13 protein-coding genes are annotated in these 16,209 nt (G+C 53.1%); 10 read left to right on the forward strand and 3 right to left on the reverse strand.

The window, feature by feature from the left end; genetic code table 11:
* Window positions 1-280 precede the first annotated feature (280 nt).
* Both FP815_12700 and FP815_12705 read right to left on the reverse strand, forming a co-directional pair.
* Entirely contained in the window at window positions 281-526 is a 246-nt protein-coding gene (locus FP815_12700) for a hypothetical protein (GenBank protein MBA3015787.1), read from the reverse strand.
* Between the two features lie 9 nt (window positions 527-535).
* Complete coding sequence (locus tag FP815_12705) at window positions 536-715, reverse strand: hypothetical protein (protein MBA3015788.1); 180 nt, start codon at window positions 713-715, stop codon at window positions 536-538.
* Between the two features lie 143 nt (window positions 716-858).
* On the opposite strand from FP815_12705, the gene FP815_12710 reads away from it, so the two are divergent.
* From FP815_12710 to FP815_12720, 3 genes are read left to right on the forward strand one after another with little or no spacing between them, the layout of a single operon-like run.
* Entirely contained in the window at window positions 859-2,175 is a 1,317-nt protein-coding gene (locus FP815_12710) for a TolC family protein (protein ID MBA3015789.1), read from the forward strand.
* Window positions 2,172-3,626 (forward strand): efflux RND transporter periplasmic adaptor subunit, encoded by a 1,455-nt coding sequence (locus FP815_12715; GenBank protein ID MBA3015790.1) that lies wholly within the window; start codon window positions 2,172-2,174, stop codon window positions 3,624-3,626. The genes FP815_12710 and FP815_12715 overlap by 4 nt, the downstream gene beginning before the upstream one ends.
* A 12-nt stretch (window positions 3,627-3,638) precedes the next feature.
* Complete coding sequence (locus FP815_12720; protein ID MBA3015791.1) at window positions 3,639-6,761, forward strand: efflux RND transporter permease subunit; 3,123 nt, start codon at window positions 3,639-3,641, stop codon at window positions 6,759-6,761.
* 217 nt (window positions 6,762-6,978) lie between these two features.
* Here the strand turns inward: FP815_12720 and FP815_12725 are convergent, their stop codons facing one another.
* Window positions 6,979-9,717 (reverse strand): hypothetical protein, encoded by a 2,739-nt coding sequence (locus FP815_12725; protein ID MBA3015792.1) that lies wholly within the window; start codon window positions 9,715-9,717, stop codon window positions 6,979-6,981.
* A 368-nt stretch (window positions 9,718-10,085) separates the two neighbouring features.
* Here FP815_12725 and FP815_12730 point away from each other — a divergent pair, with 368 nt between their 5' ends.
* The 7 genes from FP815_12730 to ilvN form a co-directional block, all read left to right on the forward strand.
* Window positions 10,086-10,772 carry a tetratricopeptide repeat protein gene (locus FP815_12730; protein ID MBA3015793.1) on the forward strand — a complete coding sequence of 229 codons (687 nt, stop codon included), beginning with the start codon at window positions 10,086-10,088 and terminating at the stop codon, window positions 10,770-10,772.
* A 28-nt stretch (window positions 10,773-10,800) separates the two neighbouring features.
* On the forward strand, window positions 10,801-11,652 hold the full coding sequence (locus tag FP815_12735; GenBank protein ID MBA3015794.1) for a pantoate--beta-alanine ligase: 852 nt from the start codon (window positions 10,801-10,803) through the stop codon (window positions 11,650-11,652).
* A gap of 4 nt (window positions 11,653-11,656) precedes the next feature.
* Window positions 11,657-12,019, forward strand: a complete 363-nt coding sequence (locus tag FP815_12740) for an aspartate 1-decarboxylase (protein ID MBA3015795.1) — start codon at window positions 11,657-11,659, stop codon at window positions 12,017-12,019.
* A 63-nt stretch (window positions 12,020-12,082) separates the two neighbouring features.
* Entirely contained in the window at window positions 12,083-12,727 is a 645-nt protein-coding gene (gene mqnB, locus FP815_12745) for a futalosine hydrolase (protein ID MBA3015796.1), read from the forward strand.
* Window positions 12,724-13,557, forward strand: coding sequence for a 1,4-dihydroxy-6-naphthoate synthase (locus FP815_12750; GenBank protein ID MBA3015797.1), 834 nt, complete (start codon window positions 12,724-12,726; stop codon window positions 13,555-13,557). The genes mqnB and FP815_12750 overlap by 4 nt, the downstream gene beginning before the upstream one ends.
* Window positions 13,558-13,986: 429 nt before the next feature.
* Window positions 13,987-15,690: a biosynthetic-type acetolactate synthase large subunit gene (gene ilvB, locus FP815_12755; GenBank protein MBA3015798.1), complete on the forward strand. Its 1,704-nt coding sequence runs from the start codon at window positions 13,987-13,989 to the stop codon at window positions 15,688-15,690.
* A 100-nt stretch (window positions 15,691-15,790) separates the two neighbouring features.
* Window positions 15,791-16,209: acetolactate synthase small subunit (gene ilvN / locus FP815_12760; GenBank protein ID MBA3015799.1), on the forward strand; the 419-nt coding region annotated here is incomplete at its 3' end.

Here is a 16,209-nt window from a genome sequence, read left to right on the forward strand (position 1 = left end):
AAATTCATGAATATCTGGTCACAATTTTACGAATTTTCGCTACGATTCTCTAAGTCCGACAGGCTCCTAGCACTCAGTATTGCCGCTTTAAATTGACATCCGGATCAACGAGTGCTATTTTTCACGTCAACAGATCAGGGAATCTATGTGTCGGAGACAGTTAACAGTTAATAGAGTCTACCAAAGGGCAATCATTCTCTGAAAAGTATCGATTAACAATTACCCCTACAATTACTGCCACTACCAGATGATATTCAAATACACCTTCACTCTCCTGCTGTTATTTCATTAACCCCATAGTGATCCGATAACAATGCGGCAGAAAACACCCCAGATAAACTGCCTGCTCTCCCTTCTCATTCTCAGCTTCCTCTTGGCTGGGGTGGGCAGCAGAACAAGCCTCTGCCTGATGCCGAACGGCGAGATACACTTGGAGCAAAGTCATTTTTCCTGTGGTGTTACAAAAGACCATAACCTGATCAAGCAGGTGGCAGACCAAAATCACTGCCTGGATGTGTCTCTGCAAGGAGTCACCTCACATCACCATCAGAGAAATAGAAGTATCACCAAACTTCCTCCCTTCGCCATGGTCTCTTTGGGACCGCCAACCACCCTCTTCTCGACTCAACAGAAGTTTCCCTGCAACATCCCTGTCGTTCCTCCGCCCCAACTCCAATCCCTGCACAGCGTCATCCTCCTGATTTGATATCCTCATCCTTGGACTCCGCCAACTGCTACCACCTCTGATCGTCAGCGGAACTCACCAAGAAAAATCCTGAAACACCGGTTGTCTGCCCTTGTACTCGACAACACGACCACCACCATTTATCATCCCCCCTCTCTCAGGAGGACTTATCTATGCGTATCCAACGATTCGCCCTACACGCCCTAATTTTCTTGGTCGGAATTTTTTGTACTGCCCCCCCACTCCTGGCTGCCGACACCCTCACCTCTACCGCCTCTGGCGGCGTGACCCTTAATGAAGCGCTCAACCTTGCCGCCCGCAACAGATCAGAACTAAAAGCTCTTGACGCCGACCTTGATGTCGCTGCAATCACCCTAACAAACGCCAGTCTCCCTCCCAATCCTGAACTGGGTGTGGAATGGGACAACTTGGGTGGCGATTTACCCACAGACGATGTCAGAGAGACCACGATCTCACTCAGTCAACCCATTGAAATTGGCGGCAAGCCAGCAGCCAGAAAAATCCGCAGCCAGGCTGAAACACTTCGACTTCAACACGAGCAGACTGCTGTCTGGCTCGAGATTGCCGCCGAGGTCCGAATGGCCTTCTTGGCAGTACTTGGAGCCAGAGAAAAGCTTGTGCTGCAACATGAAGCGGAACAAATCGTCTTGGAACTGGCAAGCATCACCCACGAACGGGTTGCCGCCGGTGAACTCGCTGTCACTGAGGAGATACGGGCCGAGGCAAGAAAAGCCGGGGCCATGGCAGACACTCAGAGATTCGAACGCCTTTTGACCGAGGCGGAACTTAATCTTGCTTCAGTGCTGCTGGCAGATGAGGTAACGGTAGACACGACCGAACACCTTCCACAGGAGGTTGCCATTCCAGATAAGCTTACACTGCTCGAAGGAATCAACACCTCCCCCATACTTACCCTTGCCCGGAGCGAGACGCAGCGCGCCGCAGCCGACCTGTCACTGGAGCAGGCCAACTCATGGGCAAACCCTGCTGTATCCCTTGCTATTCGCGACATTCCAGACAAAGATGCCCGCGCCGTCGCAGTGGGGATCTCCATCCCCCTGCCGCTCTTTCAGCGCAATCAAACAGCGCTTGCCGCAGCCAATGCCTCAGCGCAGAAGGCAAGCGCCAATCAGGACAACACCACTCGCCGACTACACATGGAACTAATCAAGGCCCACACTCTCCTTGTCGCGGCAGACAGAGAGGTGCGCACCTTGCGGAGCCAAGTTCTGAGCCGCTCTGCTGAGGCCGCCGAGGCGGTCCGCGAAGGATTTCGTTACGGAAAATTCCGCTACAGCGATGTGTTAGAGGCCTTTCAAAACCAGGTAGAGATAAAAGCCCGCCACCTGGATGCGCTCCTCGAGCTCAACCGGAGTGCAATCACCCTCGACCGTCTGCTCGGCAAACCTTCACTCTCTGAATTTTCACCAAAAAAACTATCGGCCTCTGACCACAGGAGCACACCATGAGCAAAACCAAAACAACTCTCTTGATCATCTTCATCGCACTACTGACCGCTCTTGCCGGGGCCGGAGGTTTTTTCTTTGCCAGCCGCGTGCATCAAAAGCCTGAACAGACGTCACCTCCAACCGGGACGTCGACTGCCCCTTCCGAAGAAGCCGCCCATGGACATGAAGAAGACCACCATGAAGAGCATCCGCAAGCAGCCGCCAGCCATGACGAAAAAGTCGATGAGCACGGACATGCCAAAGAAGAAAGTGGCCACGACGGTCATGATCACGGTGCGGAAGGTTCCGATCTGGACCGGCCAGTTGATGAGATGTGGGCCGCCAGTTGCGAACACAATATACCTCAACACGAGTGCGACGAGTGCCGTTACGAGATCGGCATGGTCAAGCTTGACGCCGTCCTGCTGGGTGACCAAGGCCTGGTTCGCACCGGTTTTCCTACAAAACGTCACAGCTCCCACGAGGAACGAGCCATGACAGGAGAGGTGCAACTCGATGAAACCCGCACCGTGCACATGGCAAGCCCCTTGACCGGTCTGATCACCCGCAGTTTCGCAAAACCAGGGATAAAAGTCACAACTAGCGACCCGCTTTTTGAAGTCGACAGCACCGAAGTCGCCGAAGCCAAAAGCAACTACCTCAAAGCTCTGGCCGGACTTACCCTTGCCCGCAAAGTTGCAGAACGCGAAGCGCTGTTGTTTTCGCGAAAGGTCGCAGCCGAAGTCGAAGTCCAGGAAGCTCAAGCCAAACAAGCCGAGGCAGAGACCGAGATCGCCACCGCCCGTGGCCGACTCCTGCGCCTGGGCCTTTCCACAACAGAAATCGAGAACATCTCGACCAAAAGCGGGTCGACTGCCCTCAACGGACGTGTGGTGGTCCGCGCTTCAAGGACAGGCACCATAATTGAGGGCCACGCCACCCCGGGTGAACACGCAGAGACCGGTAAAGAACTGCTGACGATTTCAGACCTTGATACAATCTGGGTCTTAGCCGACTTAAAGGAAACCGACTTACCCCACATTTCCTCCGCGTCTGCCGGAGAAGCCAGGATTGATGCCATGGGCCGGAGTTTCATAGGACAACTAGACACCATCGCCGGACGCATGAGTGAAGAAACTCGCACAGCCAAAGCGCGATTCAGCGTCAACAACAGCGAGGGACTGCTCAAGCCGGGCATGTTCGTCTCGGTCAACCTGCTTCTTCCTGCCAAAGGAGAATCCATCGCCGTACCCAAGGTGGCGGTGCTGGCCGACGAGGGGCGAACCTTCGTCTTCACCCACAAAGAAGGTGAGTTCTGGGTGAGACGGCCGGTTACCCTCGGTCAGCGTTTTGACGATATGGTGGAGATTACCTCCGGCATCACGCCGGAGCAAAAAATTATCACCGATGGCTCTTTTCTGCTGAAGAGCGACGTCCTGCGCGGCAAGATGGGCGCCGGTTGCGCGGATTAAGGGGGCGCTGCCATGGAACGATTCATCAATATCCTCCTTGCCCGCCGCTGGGTGACTCTCACCCTAACTGCAATTTTTGCTCTTGCCGGCTGGGTAGCCTGGACCCGACTCCCTATCGACGCCTTCCCTGACGTAACCAACGTCCAGGTCATGATCCTGACCGAAGCGCCAGGGCTCTCCACAGTAGATGTGGAACAACAGATCACCTATCCCATCGAACAACAGATGGGCGGCGTGCCCAAGGTCATCCAAGTCCGATCCCTCTCCAAAGCGGGACTGTCGCAGGTCATTGTAGTCTTTGAGGACAATACTGATATCTACTTTGCCAGACAGCAGATCTTCGAACGTCTAGCAAACGCCCGTGAACATCTGCCCTCCTTTGCCGAACCGGAACTCGGCCCCATCAGCACCGGCTTAGGTGAGATCTTCCAATACACTCTGGAAGGTGACGGCATGGACGCCATGGAACTCCGCCGCCTCCAGGATGCACTGATCAGCCCCCAACTCAGGCCCATTCCCGGAGTCAATGAGGTAAACAGCTTCGGCGGCTATGTCCGACAGTACCATGTCCTGGTCGACCAGGAGTCTCTGCTTAAGTATGGGATCAGTCTGCGAGAAGTGGTGGAGGCCCTGGAGAAAAACAACGCCAACGCCGCCGGCGGCTTCATTGTCCGAGGTTGGGAGCAGACCTATGTCCGAGGTTTAGGCCAGCTTACCGGACCAGATGACATTGGCGGCATCGTGCTCAAATCCCATGACGGCACCTCGGTGCATATCCATGATGTCGCCAATATCACCATCGGCCCTCAAGCCCGGCAGGGTGCGGTCACCCGGGATGGTCACGGTGAGGCGGTAGCCGGCATGGTCATCATGCTTCGGGGGGAGAACTCGAAAGATGTCGTCACCCGAGTAAAAAACGCCATTCCCCGAATCCAGAAGAGCCTGCCCAAGGGGGCGATGATCAACATCTTTTACGACCGCACCGAACTGATCGAGGCCTGCATCAAGACCGTTGCCGATGCCCTCATCGAAGGCGGTGTTCTGGTCATCCTGGTCCTTTTCCTCTTCCTGGCCGAACTGCGAACCGCGCTGATTGTGGTCTTAACCCTCCCGCTCACCTTCCTGGTGACCTTTCTGATCATGGGCAGACTCGATATCAGCTCGAACCTGATGAGTCTGGGCGGACTCGCCTTTTCAGTTGGCATGGTGGTTGATGCAGCCATCGTCATCGTTGAAAATATGCGCCGCCACTTCGCTGAAAATCCAGAAAAATCCATGAAAAACAGGATAGCCGCCGTGGCCGTCGCTGAAGTCGCCAGGCCAGTTGCGTTCTCGATCATGATCATCGCCATTGTCATGGTGCCGCTCTTTTCCCTCCAAGGAATTGAAGGCAAAATGTTTCTGCCCCTTGCCTCGACCATGATCATCGCCATCCTTGTTTCTTTAGTCGTGGCGCTGACCGCGGTTCCGGTCCTTTCGACCCTGATCCTCAGCCAGACCCCGGAAAAAGAGTTCTGGTTCATCCGGGCCTTAAACCGTGGATACATGTCCCTTCTTTCCGGAGCCAGGCGTCACGGGGTCGTGACCATGACCATCGCCACGATGTCCCTTGCCGCCGCTGGCTGGGCCATTTCCGGCATCGGCACCGAATTCATGCCCCACCTGGATGAAGGGGCCATCGCAGTCAATGCTGTGCGCCTTCCCAACGCCTCGCTGGATGGCTCGGTCTCGGTCAGCAGCTTTGTTGAAAAACGGCTGCTCGCCTCCTTCCCTGAGGTCTCGACGGTGATCAGCAAAACCGGTCGGGCCGAGATATCGGAAGACCCGATGGGACCTGAACAAACAGACTTCTTCATCATGCTGAAACCAAAAAAAGAGTGGACCTCAGGCCGCAGCAAAGCCGAACTGATCGAAGGCATGAACCGGGAACTCTCCTCCATCCCCGGCATCCGCCTTTCATTCTCCCAACCCATCGCTCTCAGGGTCAACGAGCTGATCTCCGGGGTTAAGAGCGACCTTGCGGTCAAAGTCTATGGCGAGGATTTGGAAAAACTAAAGGGGTACGCCGACCGCGTCGCCGCCATCCTCAGCGGACTGGAAGGGGCTCGGGATGTTAAAGTGGAGCAGGTTTCAGGCATGGAACAGATCGAAATTTCCTACGACCGTACGATGCTTGCCCGCTACGGCGTCAATGCCGGTGATGTCAACGAGGCCATCGAGATTGCCTTGGCCGGACGCGAAGCAACACGGATTGTGGAAGGTCCCATGCGCACCGCGACAGTAGTCCGCCTTGCAGAAAAAGACCGAATGGACCTTGACTCCCTGGAAAAACTGCTCATCCGGGGGGCCTTAGGCGAGCCCATTCGCTTAGGCCAAGTGGCGCAAATTACCACTGTAGAAGGACCGGCACAAATTGGCCGAGAAAATGGGATGCGCCGCGTGGCTGCCGAGGTCAACATTAGAGGGCGGGATCTGGGGAGCTTCGTGGCCGATGCCCAGGAAAAACTAGACGGTATAGAAAAAGAACTCCCCACTGGTTATTTCCTCGAATATGGAGGCCAATTTGAAAATCAGCAACGGGCCATGCGGCGCCTCACCATTGTCGTACCAGCCGCGCTCTTTCTCATCTTCTGCCTGCTGTTCATGGCGCTTGGCAACCTCAGGGACTCACTACTGGTAATCTTAAACCTGCCCTTTGCTTTGGTAGGCGGTATCCTTGCCATCCGGGCCTGGAATATGCCGCTCTCGGTATCTGCGGCAGTGGCCTTTATCTGTCTGCTGGGGATTGCGGTACAAAACGGGGTGGTGCTTATCGCCTTTTTCCGACAGTTGCGCGACAAGGGTCAAACCATTGATGACACCATCCGTGAAGGCTGCCGTCTCCGTTTCCGTCCACTCCTGATGACAGCGCTGACCAGCTTCATCGGCCATCTGCCCATGCTCTACGCCACAGGCTCCGGCGCCGACATCCAAAAACCACTGGCTGTGGTGGTCATGGGCGGGATCATCACCTCCACCCTGCTAACCTTGGTCGTAATCCCGGTGCTTTACGGCTGGCAGGAGAAACGCTTCAACTCCACCCAATGGGATGAGATGTTGGTCCCAAACAGAGAGGAGACAATACCGATTCCATAAAACCAATCACAACGTAACAACGTGAGTTGCTGGTTGTCGGTTATCGGTTTACGGTTGGCTGATTTATGCCTAAGCCCGACAAGCTCCTCGGACAGATCTTTGATCGAAAACATGTGCTGTGTGTAAGGAGATCTGACTTAGCAATACCCTGCCTGCCGTAAACCGACAACTGACAACCTGAAAACTCAACCCAAGGAAACTAAAAACTTTTCATTCATCAAGGCACAATGTTGAAATTTTCGTCTGAGGCGTCATGACCTCTATTGCCCGCCTTGTCTGTGACCGTCATGCGGATCTTCGCCTCCTGACCCGGCGAGTTGGACACTAGCCAATTATTTACGGGTGACCAGAAGCAATACACATACGGAAGGCGTTGAGGGTAGGTTGTGCCACCATCTGTTGACAGATCCAGGGTAATCGCACACGTGGCAAGATTGACATCCGATCCGGCCAACTGAGCATAACGGATACCCTGGGTAGTGCCGACCTGCCAGTTCTCCCCGCCATTGGGAGCGACAAGAGAGTTTTCCGGAACAACTGGAGGAATGGTATCGAGCACAATGGATTTGTTCAACACCGGCGATACGCCAGTCGCATTTCTGATCTGGGCATAGATGGTCTTTGACCCCTCATTCGGAGAGGTAATGGCAAACTCCGTAATCCTTGAAGGATCAGTCAATGTTCTAGGAAGCGATATCCAGCCAGTGGTCTCGTCCGTAAACATCTGCTCAGCCAGACGCATCTCAGCAGGATCGGAGGTCGTCACATCAAAACTTACCTTAACCAGCCGCTCGTTGGTATAGCCTGACATCGCCGTCGCAGGCATGGATCGATCTGAAACACTAAGACTTCGGAAGGCTGGAATCGCGTCCCGGTAGTACTTGGGGCCTGGTTCAAAGTGGCACATAAAGCATCGGGTAGAGTTCATCTCTGGGCCAAACTGGCCATAGCTCCCCGTGGCATCCTCCCCAGTTACGATATCAAGCGACTTCACTGTCATCCTCACAGTCGGTAGAGGCTCCCCCGATACCGGATCCATCTGCACACCGGCCGGTCCATGGGGGTTATGACAGGTGACACAGGTGGCCTTGGTGTCGTTGGCGCCATCCAGGTCCGAATCCCAAAAAGGATACATGCTAAAAACCGAGTGAATATCCACCAGATGATCCCAGTGGATATTGGCAGGGATATCACTGAGCCCTCCGTTATACCCAGCGCTGGAGACATTACGGAACCCGGTGAGTATAGAAGGCTGATTCGCCAATGGGGCGGGAACCGTACACTCATACGTGCCGTCGCCCTTAGTGTGGCCGAGAAGCTCCTGTTCAGCGTGGCAGGAAAAACACAGCTTAAAGTCATCGCTCCGATATCCACATCCGTCGTTTGCTGCCGGAATCAGGAAAGGCTCGCTGCCATCCGGCATCCGCTTAAGTCGATACCCCTGCCGGTAGTTATTTAATACAGCTCGATAGGTCCGCTTCCCGTCAAAATTATGGCTTACTGACAGGTCATGACAACCATCGCACTCCACCACTTTGGCCCCGTGGCCAGAGACATAGTAACCGTACGTCGCATTATTGCCGGCAAAGTCGCGAGGCTTATAAGTCGATCCCGCAGGAATAGAGGAAGACCCGGAATCGTGACAGGTGACACACCATTTTTCCTTACCGGCGGCAAGAGTCACCCCGCTATAAATACCGGCTGATTTCAACGAATTGTAGCGCCAATTGGCTTTGGCTCCGACCACAGAATCATTCACCCCGTCAAAGGGACCATCAGGACTGTGACAACTGTTGCAGACATCGGTTTCAGCAAGGCTTATTCGACCGTCGCCATTGGCATCGATTCCAGACTTAAAGGAAGGGAACATGGCGGTGTTGTGACAAGAATCACAGGCAAGCTGTGGCCCTCGCAAATCATCGGCATCATTTTCCGTATGGGTAGAATGGCTTTGATACGTGCCTTTTCCCAACTGACCGTTACCTCCCCAACCACTGTCATGGCCGTGGCAGGATTCACACCCTGTGCCGGTGGCTCCACTACCGGCGTGACCAAACCCACTCTCATGCTGATGACACTTCCGACATGGCTCCTGGAAATGACCGCCAGAGGCTGGCTGATAATACTTGGTCTCCGTGTGGCACACCTGGCAGATTCCTTGCGGCTCCAACTGATCCGGCCTCAGATCAACCGGACCGCCGGCCAACGGTGTGCCGTCCTGAGCCGTAAACAGGGTTGCTGCATCAAAAAATTTCACTGATCTCCGCGCCCCGCTCGGAATCTGCACCTGATTCCGGATGAGCTGCCCATAAATTAGACCAAAAGACTTACCGGCCATGGATGGATCAAAGTTGCCTCTAACCGTAATGAGGGTATCCGGCACCTCCTGGACTGACATGATTTCAAAGACCATCAAATTATCACCGACATCGATAACCACATGCAAACCACGTCCCGAACCAGTTTTTGCTGACCAAGAGGCGGTATCCTGCCACGCCGGCGAAACGGCACGGTCAAGTCGATACTCAAAGGTAGTAGTATCGGCGTCAGAAAAGACACTGACGATAGTCCCGCGAGTGATATACAGCTGATCGCCATCAGTTGCCGCATAGCTAAGCTGGCTCTGCAGATGAGGATCGTGACAGACCGTGCAGCCCTCAGTCCAGAGACCGTCATGATATTTGGCGGAACCTATGGCGGCGGCGCTATGACCGACCACAGCAGGAGCTGAACCAGAGTTATCATGACAGGTCATGCACAGGGTGTTAACAATGGCGCCATAGGTAAGATCGGGCAGATTATCTACCGGCGAATATTGCCACCACATCGAATAGGTATGACAAGTTCCGCATGAGATTCCATTTGTCTGGTCATGCGGGGGATCGATTACTGACGCCCGAGCAGTCCCCCCTCCTAAAAAAACCGCCAACACTACTGCTATTGCTCTTCTTTTCATGAGCTGCCCATTTATTGAAATTTCACCGACGCACTTTATCTTGATCCAGACAATATACTCCCATTCATCCTTTCAACAAATAGGCACTACTACCAACTAATATTAGTTTCCTGCTAGTCTAGTTGCAATTCATATCCATTAATAAAATCGCACCGTCAACAACGGAAAGACCCTGGCATCGAACAGGCAAGGTTAATTTTCTACTCTTCATCCATTTTTTTGTTGTGATCATTACACTGAAAGGGGTATGTTTAAGAGCTGTTTTCCGACACATCATCTCCCCAAATAACGCAACAAACCCCGCTGGCACGAAGTCCCTTCTTGACAGGATTCCGCAAGCCCAACATGGTGCAAAAAGAGGAATAAGCATGACCGAACATTCCGTGTTTTCAAAAAAACATGCCGACACTATGGCTCAGGACAAACGAGCCATCCTTGAAGAGTTGAACCTGCCACCGGAGGCAATCAAGTTCCTCCGTGAAAACAGCAAAACCATCCAGATTGTGCTGGCTGTGACGATTATTGCAATCCTTGGCTGGGAAGGATATGGAAAATATACGAACACGCAACGAAATCGCTCAGCAGATATGTTGTACCAAGCGATGAGGGTTGATAATGATCAACGTATCACCCAACTCAAGGCCCTTTCTGCCAAGTATGGTACCCGTGGCAGTGGTCTGTGGGGAATAATCGAACAAGGTCACCTGGCATTTAAGGAGGGGAACTTTCAAGAGGCTGCTTCTCTCTACGAATCAACACTTGCTTCAACATCTGCAGAAAACCCACTCTTCCCTTTAGCTCAATTCAATCTGGCTCAGGCATACGAGAATTTACAAGATCAAGCCAAAGCCAAAGCAACATACCAGAAATTAGCCGAGATCAAAGGGTTCGCCGGAGAGGCAATGTTGGGACTTGCCAGAATCGCCGAGATTGAAGGCACGCCGGATGAAGCCCGCACCAAATACCAGTCATACATTGATCTTCCGGAGACTAAAGATGGCCCCACCAAAGAGTGGGCACAAAACAAGGTCCACACCCTGACCAAGAAAAAGTAACAATAATCCGGGTTGTTACCCTCTCGCCATGGAAATAATCAACACCGTGCCCGCCATGACCGCCTGGTCCAACCAGCGGATCAAGGCAGGCGCATCAATTGCCTTGATCCCAACCATGGGCTGCCTGCATGAGGGCCATCAAGCCCTTATCAATGAGGCTGCGCGCCGAGCGGACGAAGTTGTGGTGTCGATCTTTGTCAACCCCCTCCAATTTGGCCCAAACGAAGATTTCTCCCGATACCCGCGTCCCTTTGACAACGACTGCGCAATCCTATCAGCTCTCAAGACCAGCGTTCTGTTCGCTCCAGAGGCACAACTATTCTACCCCGAAGGCTTCACCACCTCTGTCGCAGTCCAGGGACTGACCGACGGTCTGTGCGGAGCCACAAGGCCGGGGCATTTCACCGGAGTAACCACGGTGGTGGCCAAGCTTTTCAATAGTGTCAAACCCACTGTGGCGCTCTTTGGCAAGAAGGACCTGCAGCAACTCGCTGCAATCAAGGCCATGGTTCGGGACCTGAATTTCGACATCGACATCATCGGCCACCCTATTGTCCGCGACGCAGACGGCCTGGCCTTAAGTTCACGAAACCGTTATTTGACCATTACTGAACGAAGTTCCGCCCTCTGCCTCACCAAAGCGATGACCAGTGCGCGACAATGGGTTACTCAAGGAATGACGGACTGCTGCATAATCCTTGACCGGTTGCGGGATCAAATTACCACCGACCCAGCAGTAACAATCGATTACCTTACCATTGTCCAAGAAAGCAATCTCGCTCCACAAACTAAGACCGATCATCAATCAATCCTGGCCATGGCAATTAAAATCGGCTCAACCAGACTGATTGACAATGACCATCTGATCCCAGAGGAATAACTTCATGCAGCGCTACATGTTAAAATCGAAACTCCACCGGGCCACCATTACCGAGGCCAACCTGAATTACGAAGGCAGCCTGACCATTGACCGGACCCTGATGGACGCAGTGGGGCTGATCCCCTTCGAAAAGATAAAGGTTTACAACATCAATAACGGTGAACGCTTTGACACCTACGTCATTGAAGGCAAGCCCGGCTCTGGACATATCTGCTTAAATGGCGCGGCAGCCAGGAAAGGGCTGGTTGGAGATCTGATCATCATCGTCAGTTATGCCCTGTATCCTGAGGAAGAACTGGTCAACTTCCGGCCTGCCATCGTTAATTTAAACCCAGACAACACCATCAAAGGTCTCTGCGCCTGCTAAAACGGCTCACTGTAACTGCACCAATCAATCTCTACCCCCCAGCAACTCTCCCCTTGGCCCCCTATGTTTCTGATTGTCACGGCTACAGAACAAGAGATGGCACCAATCACCCGACACCTAACCGGCAGATCAGGGTGGACCTCTTTTGTCGCGGGGATTGGCTGGCTGGAGAGCGCTGTCAATCTCACACGATTTCTCGCCCATCACAGCGGCTCGTTCCAAGCCATTATTAACTGCGGCGTAGCGGGAGCCTTTGTCGGGGCCGGTCCAGACCTCCTTGACATCTGCTTGGCAGAAACAGAAGACCTGGCCGATGTCGGGATCTTGCAGAGTGACGGAATCCACCCTTTTGATACCATCCTGGTCCCAACCCATTTCCCCTTAGATCCCACGCTGCTGACCAGAGCCAAAGCCACTCTGCAAAAAAACGGAATCCAACCATGGTCGGGGCCATTCGTTTCAGTAATGGCGGTCAGCGGCACCTTATCCCGGGGAGAAGAGCTGAGGTCACGATTTTGCGCCCTCTGCGAAAACATGGAAGGCGCCGCCGTAGCCAGAACAGCACAGGAATTCCACCTCCCCTGCCTGGAGATCCGCGCCATCAGCAATATGGTGGTGAATCGCGCCCTCAGCGCCTGGCGTCTGGCTGAAGCAAGCCAACGTTGCGCCGAAGCCTTGAGCTGCCTGCTGCCGGAGTTGAATCAATGACAGCTCAGCAGCCATTATCCCTCGGCTTTTCGCCCTGCCCCAACGATACGTTCATCTTCCATGCTTTAGTCTCCGGTCTAATCCCCACGCCAGGATTCCTCATTCAGCCTCCAGTTCTTGCTGACGTAGAAAGCTTGAATCAATGGGCAATGAAAGCAAAACTTGATATAACCAAACTTTCGTTCCACGCACTCGGCCATGTCCTTGATCAATACACCCTGCTCATGGCCGGCGCCGCCCTCGGTCGTGGTTGCGGGCCCTTGTTGATCAGTCGGGACGAGATCGATCCATCAAAACTCACTAAGCAAACCATCGCCGTCCCGGGCCACTTTACCACAGCAGCCATGCTCCTGCGCCTGTGCTACCCCGAATGTCAGACGCTTATTGCCATGCGCTTTGACCAAATCATGCCGGCAGTTGCTGCCGGCGATGTCAGCGCCGGAGTTATTATCCACGAGAGCCGCTTCACCTACCCTCGCTACGGCCTTCGGTTAGTCACCGACCTTGGCTCCTGGTGGGAAAAAACCACCGGGCACCCCATCCCTCTAGGCGGGATTGCAGTTCGCCGCTCATTGGGACATAAACTCATTGCCGCACTCGAAACTGCTATCCGTAACAGCCTTCGCTCTGCCCATGCAAACCCAGCCCAGGCCTCCTTATACATACGAAACCACGCGCAGGAAATTGACGACCAAGTCACTGCCAACCATATCGCACTCTATGTTAACGATTTTTCATTAGATCTTGGACAAGAAGGGATAGCCGCTGTTCGAGATTTTTTAACCAGAGGATTTAACGCCGGAATCTTCCCCCACTCGCCTCGACTCTGACCCAATCTCACCAACAAATAACGTGACGATTTAGTAACTGCTCAGGTTGTCGATTTACGGTTAACAGTTGACGAGGATAGAGTTCTGCCAATAGATGAGTACACACTGACATTGAGTATCATGCGATGATTTATGACTAACCATGATTCTTTTAACCATAAACCGATAACTGATTACCGTTAACCTGTGTAGTAGTTGTGCTAACCTGAGTAGCTACACGATTTATCAATAAAAGGCATCGGTTAACCTCTTGTCAAAGATCATGGCTATGAGAGAAAATGGATTCGAGATATTACAACATAGTTGACATCTTTTGGATTGCGGCTATACTTATCAGACTCACTAGTATCGTTCAAAAAATAAACAGGCCCATCGTCAGTGGACGAAGAGTCTAATAACTTTTAATCATTGCTACTTGGGACAAGATTTATGCAGATAACAGGCGCTCAGGCCTTAATGAAATGCCTGAAGGAACAAAATGTGGACTGTATCTTTGGCTTCCCTGGCGGGGCGGTCATCGATATTTACGACGAGTTGATGAAGCACGAGAAAGAAATCACCCATGTCCTGGTACGGCACGAACAAGCAGCAGTTCATGCCGCTGATGCCTATGCCAGGGTTAAAGGTGATGTCGGCGTAGCCCTCGTCACTTCTGGACCAGGAGCAACCAACACGGTTACCGGCATTGCCTCCGCTTATCTAGACTCAATCCCGATCGTAGTTTTCACCGGACAAGTGCCAACCAGCCTTATTGGCAATGATGCCTTTCAGGAAGTTGACATCGTCGGCATCACCCGTCCATGCACCAAGCACAACTACCTGGTAAAAGATGTCAAGGATCTGGTCCCCACGATTCGCGAGGCATTCCACATTGCCCGCAGCGGCCGCCCAGGCCCAGTACTGGTCGACCTCCCCAAGGACGTAATGGCCAGCAAACTGACATTCCCTGATCCTCAACCGATCCAGCTGCGGACCTATCGACCCACCTACGAGCCCCACCCAGGTCAGATAGAAAAAGCCTGCCGTGAAATTCTCAAGGCCAACAGACCAGTTCTCTACATCGGCGGCGGCATCATCGCATCCAAGGCCAGCGCCGAAGTTACTGAACTTGCCAAGAAACTGAATATTCCCGTCACCATGACCCTGATGGGTCTCGGCGGCTTCCCCGGGACCGATGTTCTGTCGTTGGGCATGCTAGGAATGCACGGCACCTACTACGCCAATATGGCAGTGGCCAATTGCGATATGCTGATAGCCGTTGGCGCTCGCTTTGATGACCGGGTTACCGGCAAGATCGCCGCCTTTGCACCCCATGCCAAGATCATCCATATTGATATTGATCCGGCTTCGATTAGTAAAAACGTCAAAGTGCACGTACCCATCGTTGCCGACTGCAAAAAAGCCCTTGCGGACATGAACAAGTGGTTTGATATCTCCACAGATGTCAGCAGCAAAGACATGACAGCTAAACATGAGCCGTGGCTGAGCCAGATCAAAGAGTGGAAGACTGCTCATCCGCTTGGTTATGTTGAAGAGACTGACGTCATCAAACCCCAATTCGTGGTCCAGAAACTTCACGAACTAACTGGCGGCGATGCCATTATCTGTACCGAAGTCGGCCAAAATCAGATGTGGGCAGCTCAGTTCTACCAATTCGACAAGCCTAACCAGTGGATGACCTCCGGGGGCTTGGGTGTTATGGGATATGGCTTTCCAGCCGCCATCGGCGCCCAGATGGCCGCCCCAAACAAAGTCGTCATCGACATTGCCGGTGACGGCAGCATCCAGATGAATATCCAGGAACTGGCAACTGCCAGACAATATCGTTGCCCGGTAAAAATCGCCATTCTCAACAACAATTACCTCGGCATGGTTCGTCAGTGGCAGGAATTATTCTACAATAAGCAGTACTCTGCCACCGTCTTAGATGTGGCGCCTGACTTTGTTCTCCTAGCCCAAGCGTACGGTGCGGTCGGTCTGCGAGCAACCAAACCCAGTGAAGTTGAAGATGTCATCAAAGAGGCATTGGCGACCGACAACACAGTAATAATGGACTTCGTAATCAGCCGGGAAGAAGGTGTTTACCCCATGGTCCCTGCAGGCAAGGCCACGACCGAAATGCTGCTGGTATAAAGAATCCAAAAGCTGCCCAAGACAAATAAGAATAACTCGCCTTCTGGCAATGGCTGATCGCAAAAAAATTATTCCGGCTCGCCGGATCTAAGGTAACGACATGAGACATACATTATCGGTATTATTGCAAAATAAACCCGGGGTCCTCTCCCGGGTTACTGGACTGTTCAGTGGCCGCGGCTTCAACATTGAAAGCCTGTCGGTGGCCCCCACTCTGGAGGACGAGGTTTCATGCCTGACGTTAGTCACCAGAGGTGATGACGCCATCATCGAGCAGATTACCAAGCAACTCCATAAACTCATTGACGTGATTAAGGTCACGGACATGAGCGAACACGAATTTGTAGAACGGGAGATGGCCTTGATCAGAATCAAGGCCGAGGCAACTACCCGGGCTGAAGTCCTGCGCGTGGTCGATATCTTTCGGGGTAAGGTTGTTGATGTCAGCCCCAAGAGTTATGCCGTGGAAGTGACTGGCAGCCCAACCAAAATCAAAGCCATCCTAGACATCCTGCGCCC

Source organism: Desulfobulbaceae bacterium (assembly GCA_013792005.1).
Lineage (GTDB): Bacteria > Desulfobacterota > Desulfobulbia > Desulfobulbales > VMSU01 > VMSU01.

What these genes read in the sequence shown, in the direction of transcription:
- FP815_12705 (MBA3015788.1), bottom strand. Translation starts at nt 715, where the DNA reads ATGAGGATATCAAATCAGGAGGATGACGCTGTGCAGGGATTGGAGTTG.
- FP815_12710 (MBA3015789.1), top strand. Translation starts at nt 859, where the DNA reads ATGCGTATCCAACGATTCGCCCTACACGCCCTAATTTTCTTGGTCGGA.
- FP815_12715 (MBA3015790.1), top strand. Translation starts at nt 2,172, where the DNA reads ATGAGCAAAACCAAAACAACTCTCTTGATCATCTTCATCGCACTACTG.
- FP815_12720 (MBA3015791.1), top strand. Translation starts at nt 3,639, where the DNA reads ATGGAACGATTCATCAATATCCTCCTTGCCCGCCGCTGGGTGACTCTC.
- FP815_12725 (MBA3015792.1), bottom strand. Translation starts at nt 9,717, where the DNA reads ATGAAAAGAAGAGCAATAGCAGTAGTGTTGGCGGTTTTTTTAGGAGGG.
- FP815_12730 (MBA3015793.1), top strand. Translation starts at nt 10,086, where the DNA reads ATGACCGAACATTCCGTGTTTTCAAAAAAACATGCCGACACTATGGCT.
- FP815_12735 (MBA3015794.1), top strand. Translation starts at nt 10,801, where the DNA reads ATGGAAATAATCAACACCGTGCCCGCCATGACCGCCTGGTCCAACCAG.
- FP815_12740 (MBA3015795.1), top strand. Translation starts at nt 11,657, where the DNA reads ATGCAGCGCTACATGTTAAAATCGAAACTCCACCGGGCCACCATTACC.
- mqnB (MBA3015796.1), top strand. Translation starts at nt 12,083, where the DNA reads ATGTTTCTGATTGTCACGGCTACAGAACAAGAGATGGCACCAATCACC.
- FP815_12750 (MBA3015797.1), top strand. Translation starts at nt 12,724, where the DNA reads ATGACAGCTCAGCAGCCATTATCCCTCGGCTTTTCGCCCTGCCCCAAC.
- ilvB (MBA3015798.1), top strand. Translation starts at nt 13,987, where the DNA reads ATGCAGATAACAGGCGCTCAGGCCTTAATGAAATGCCTGAAGGAACAA.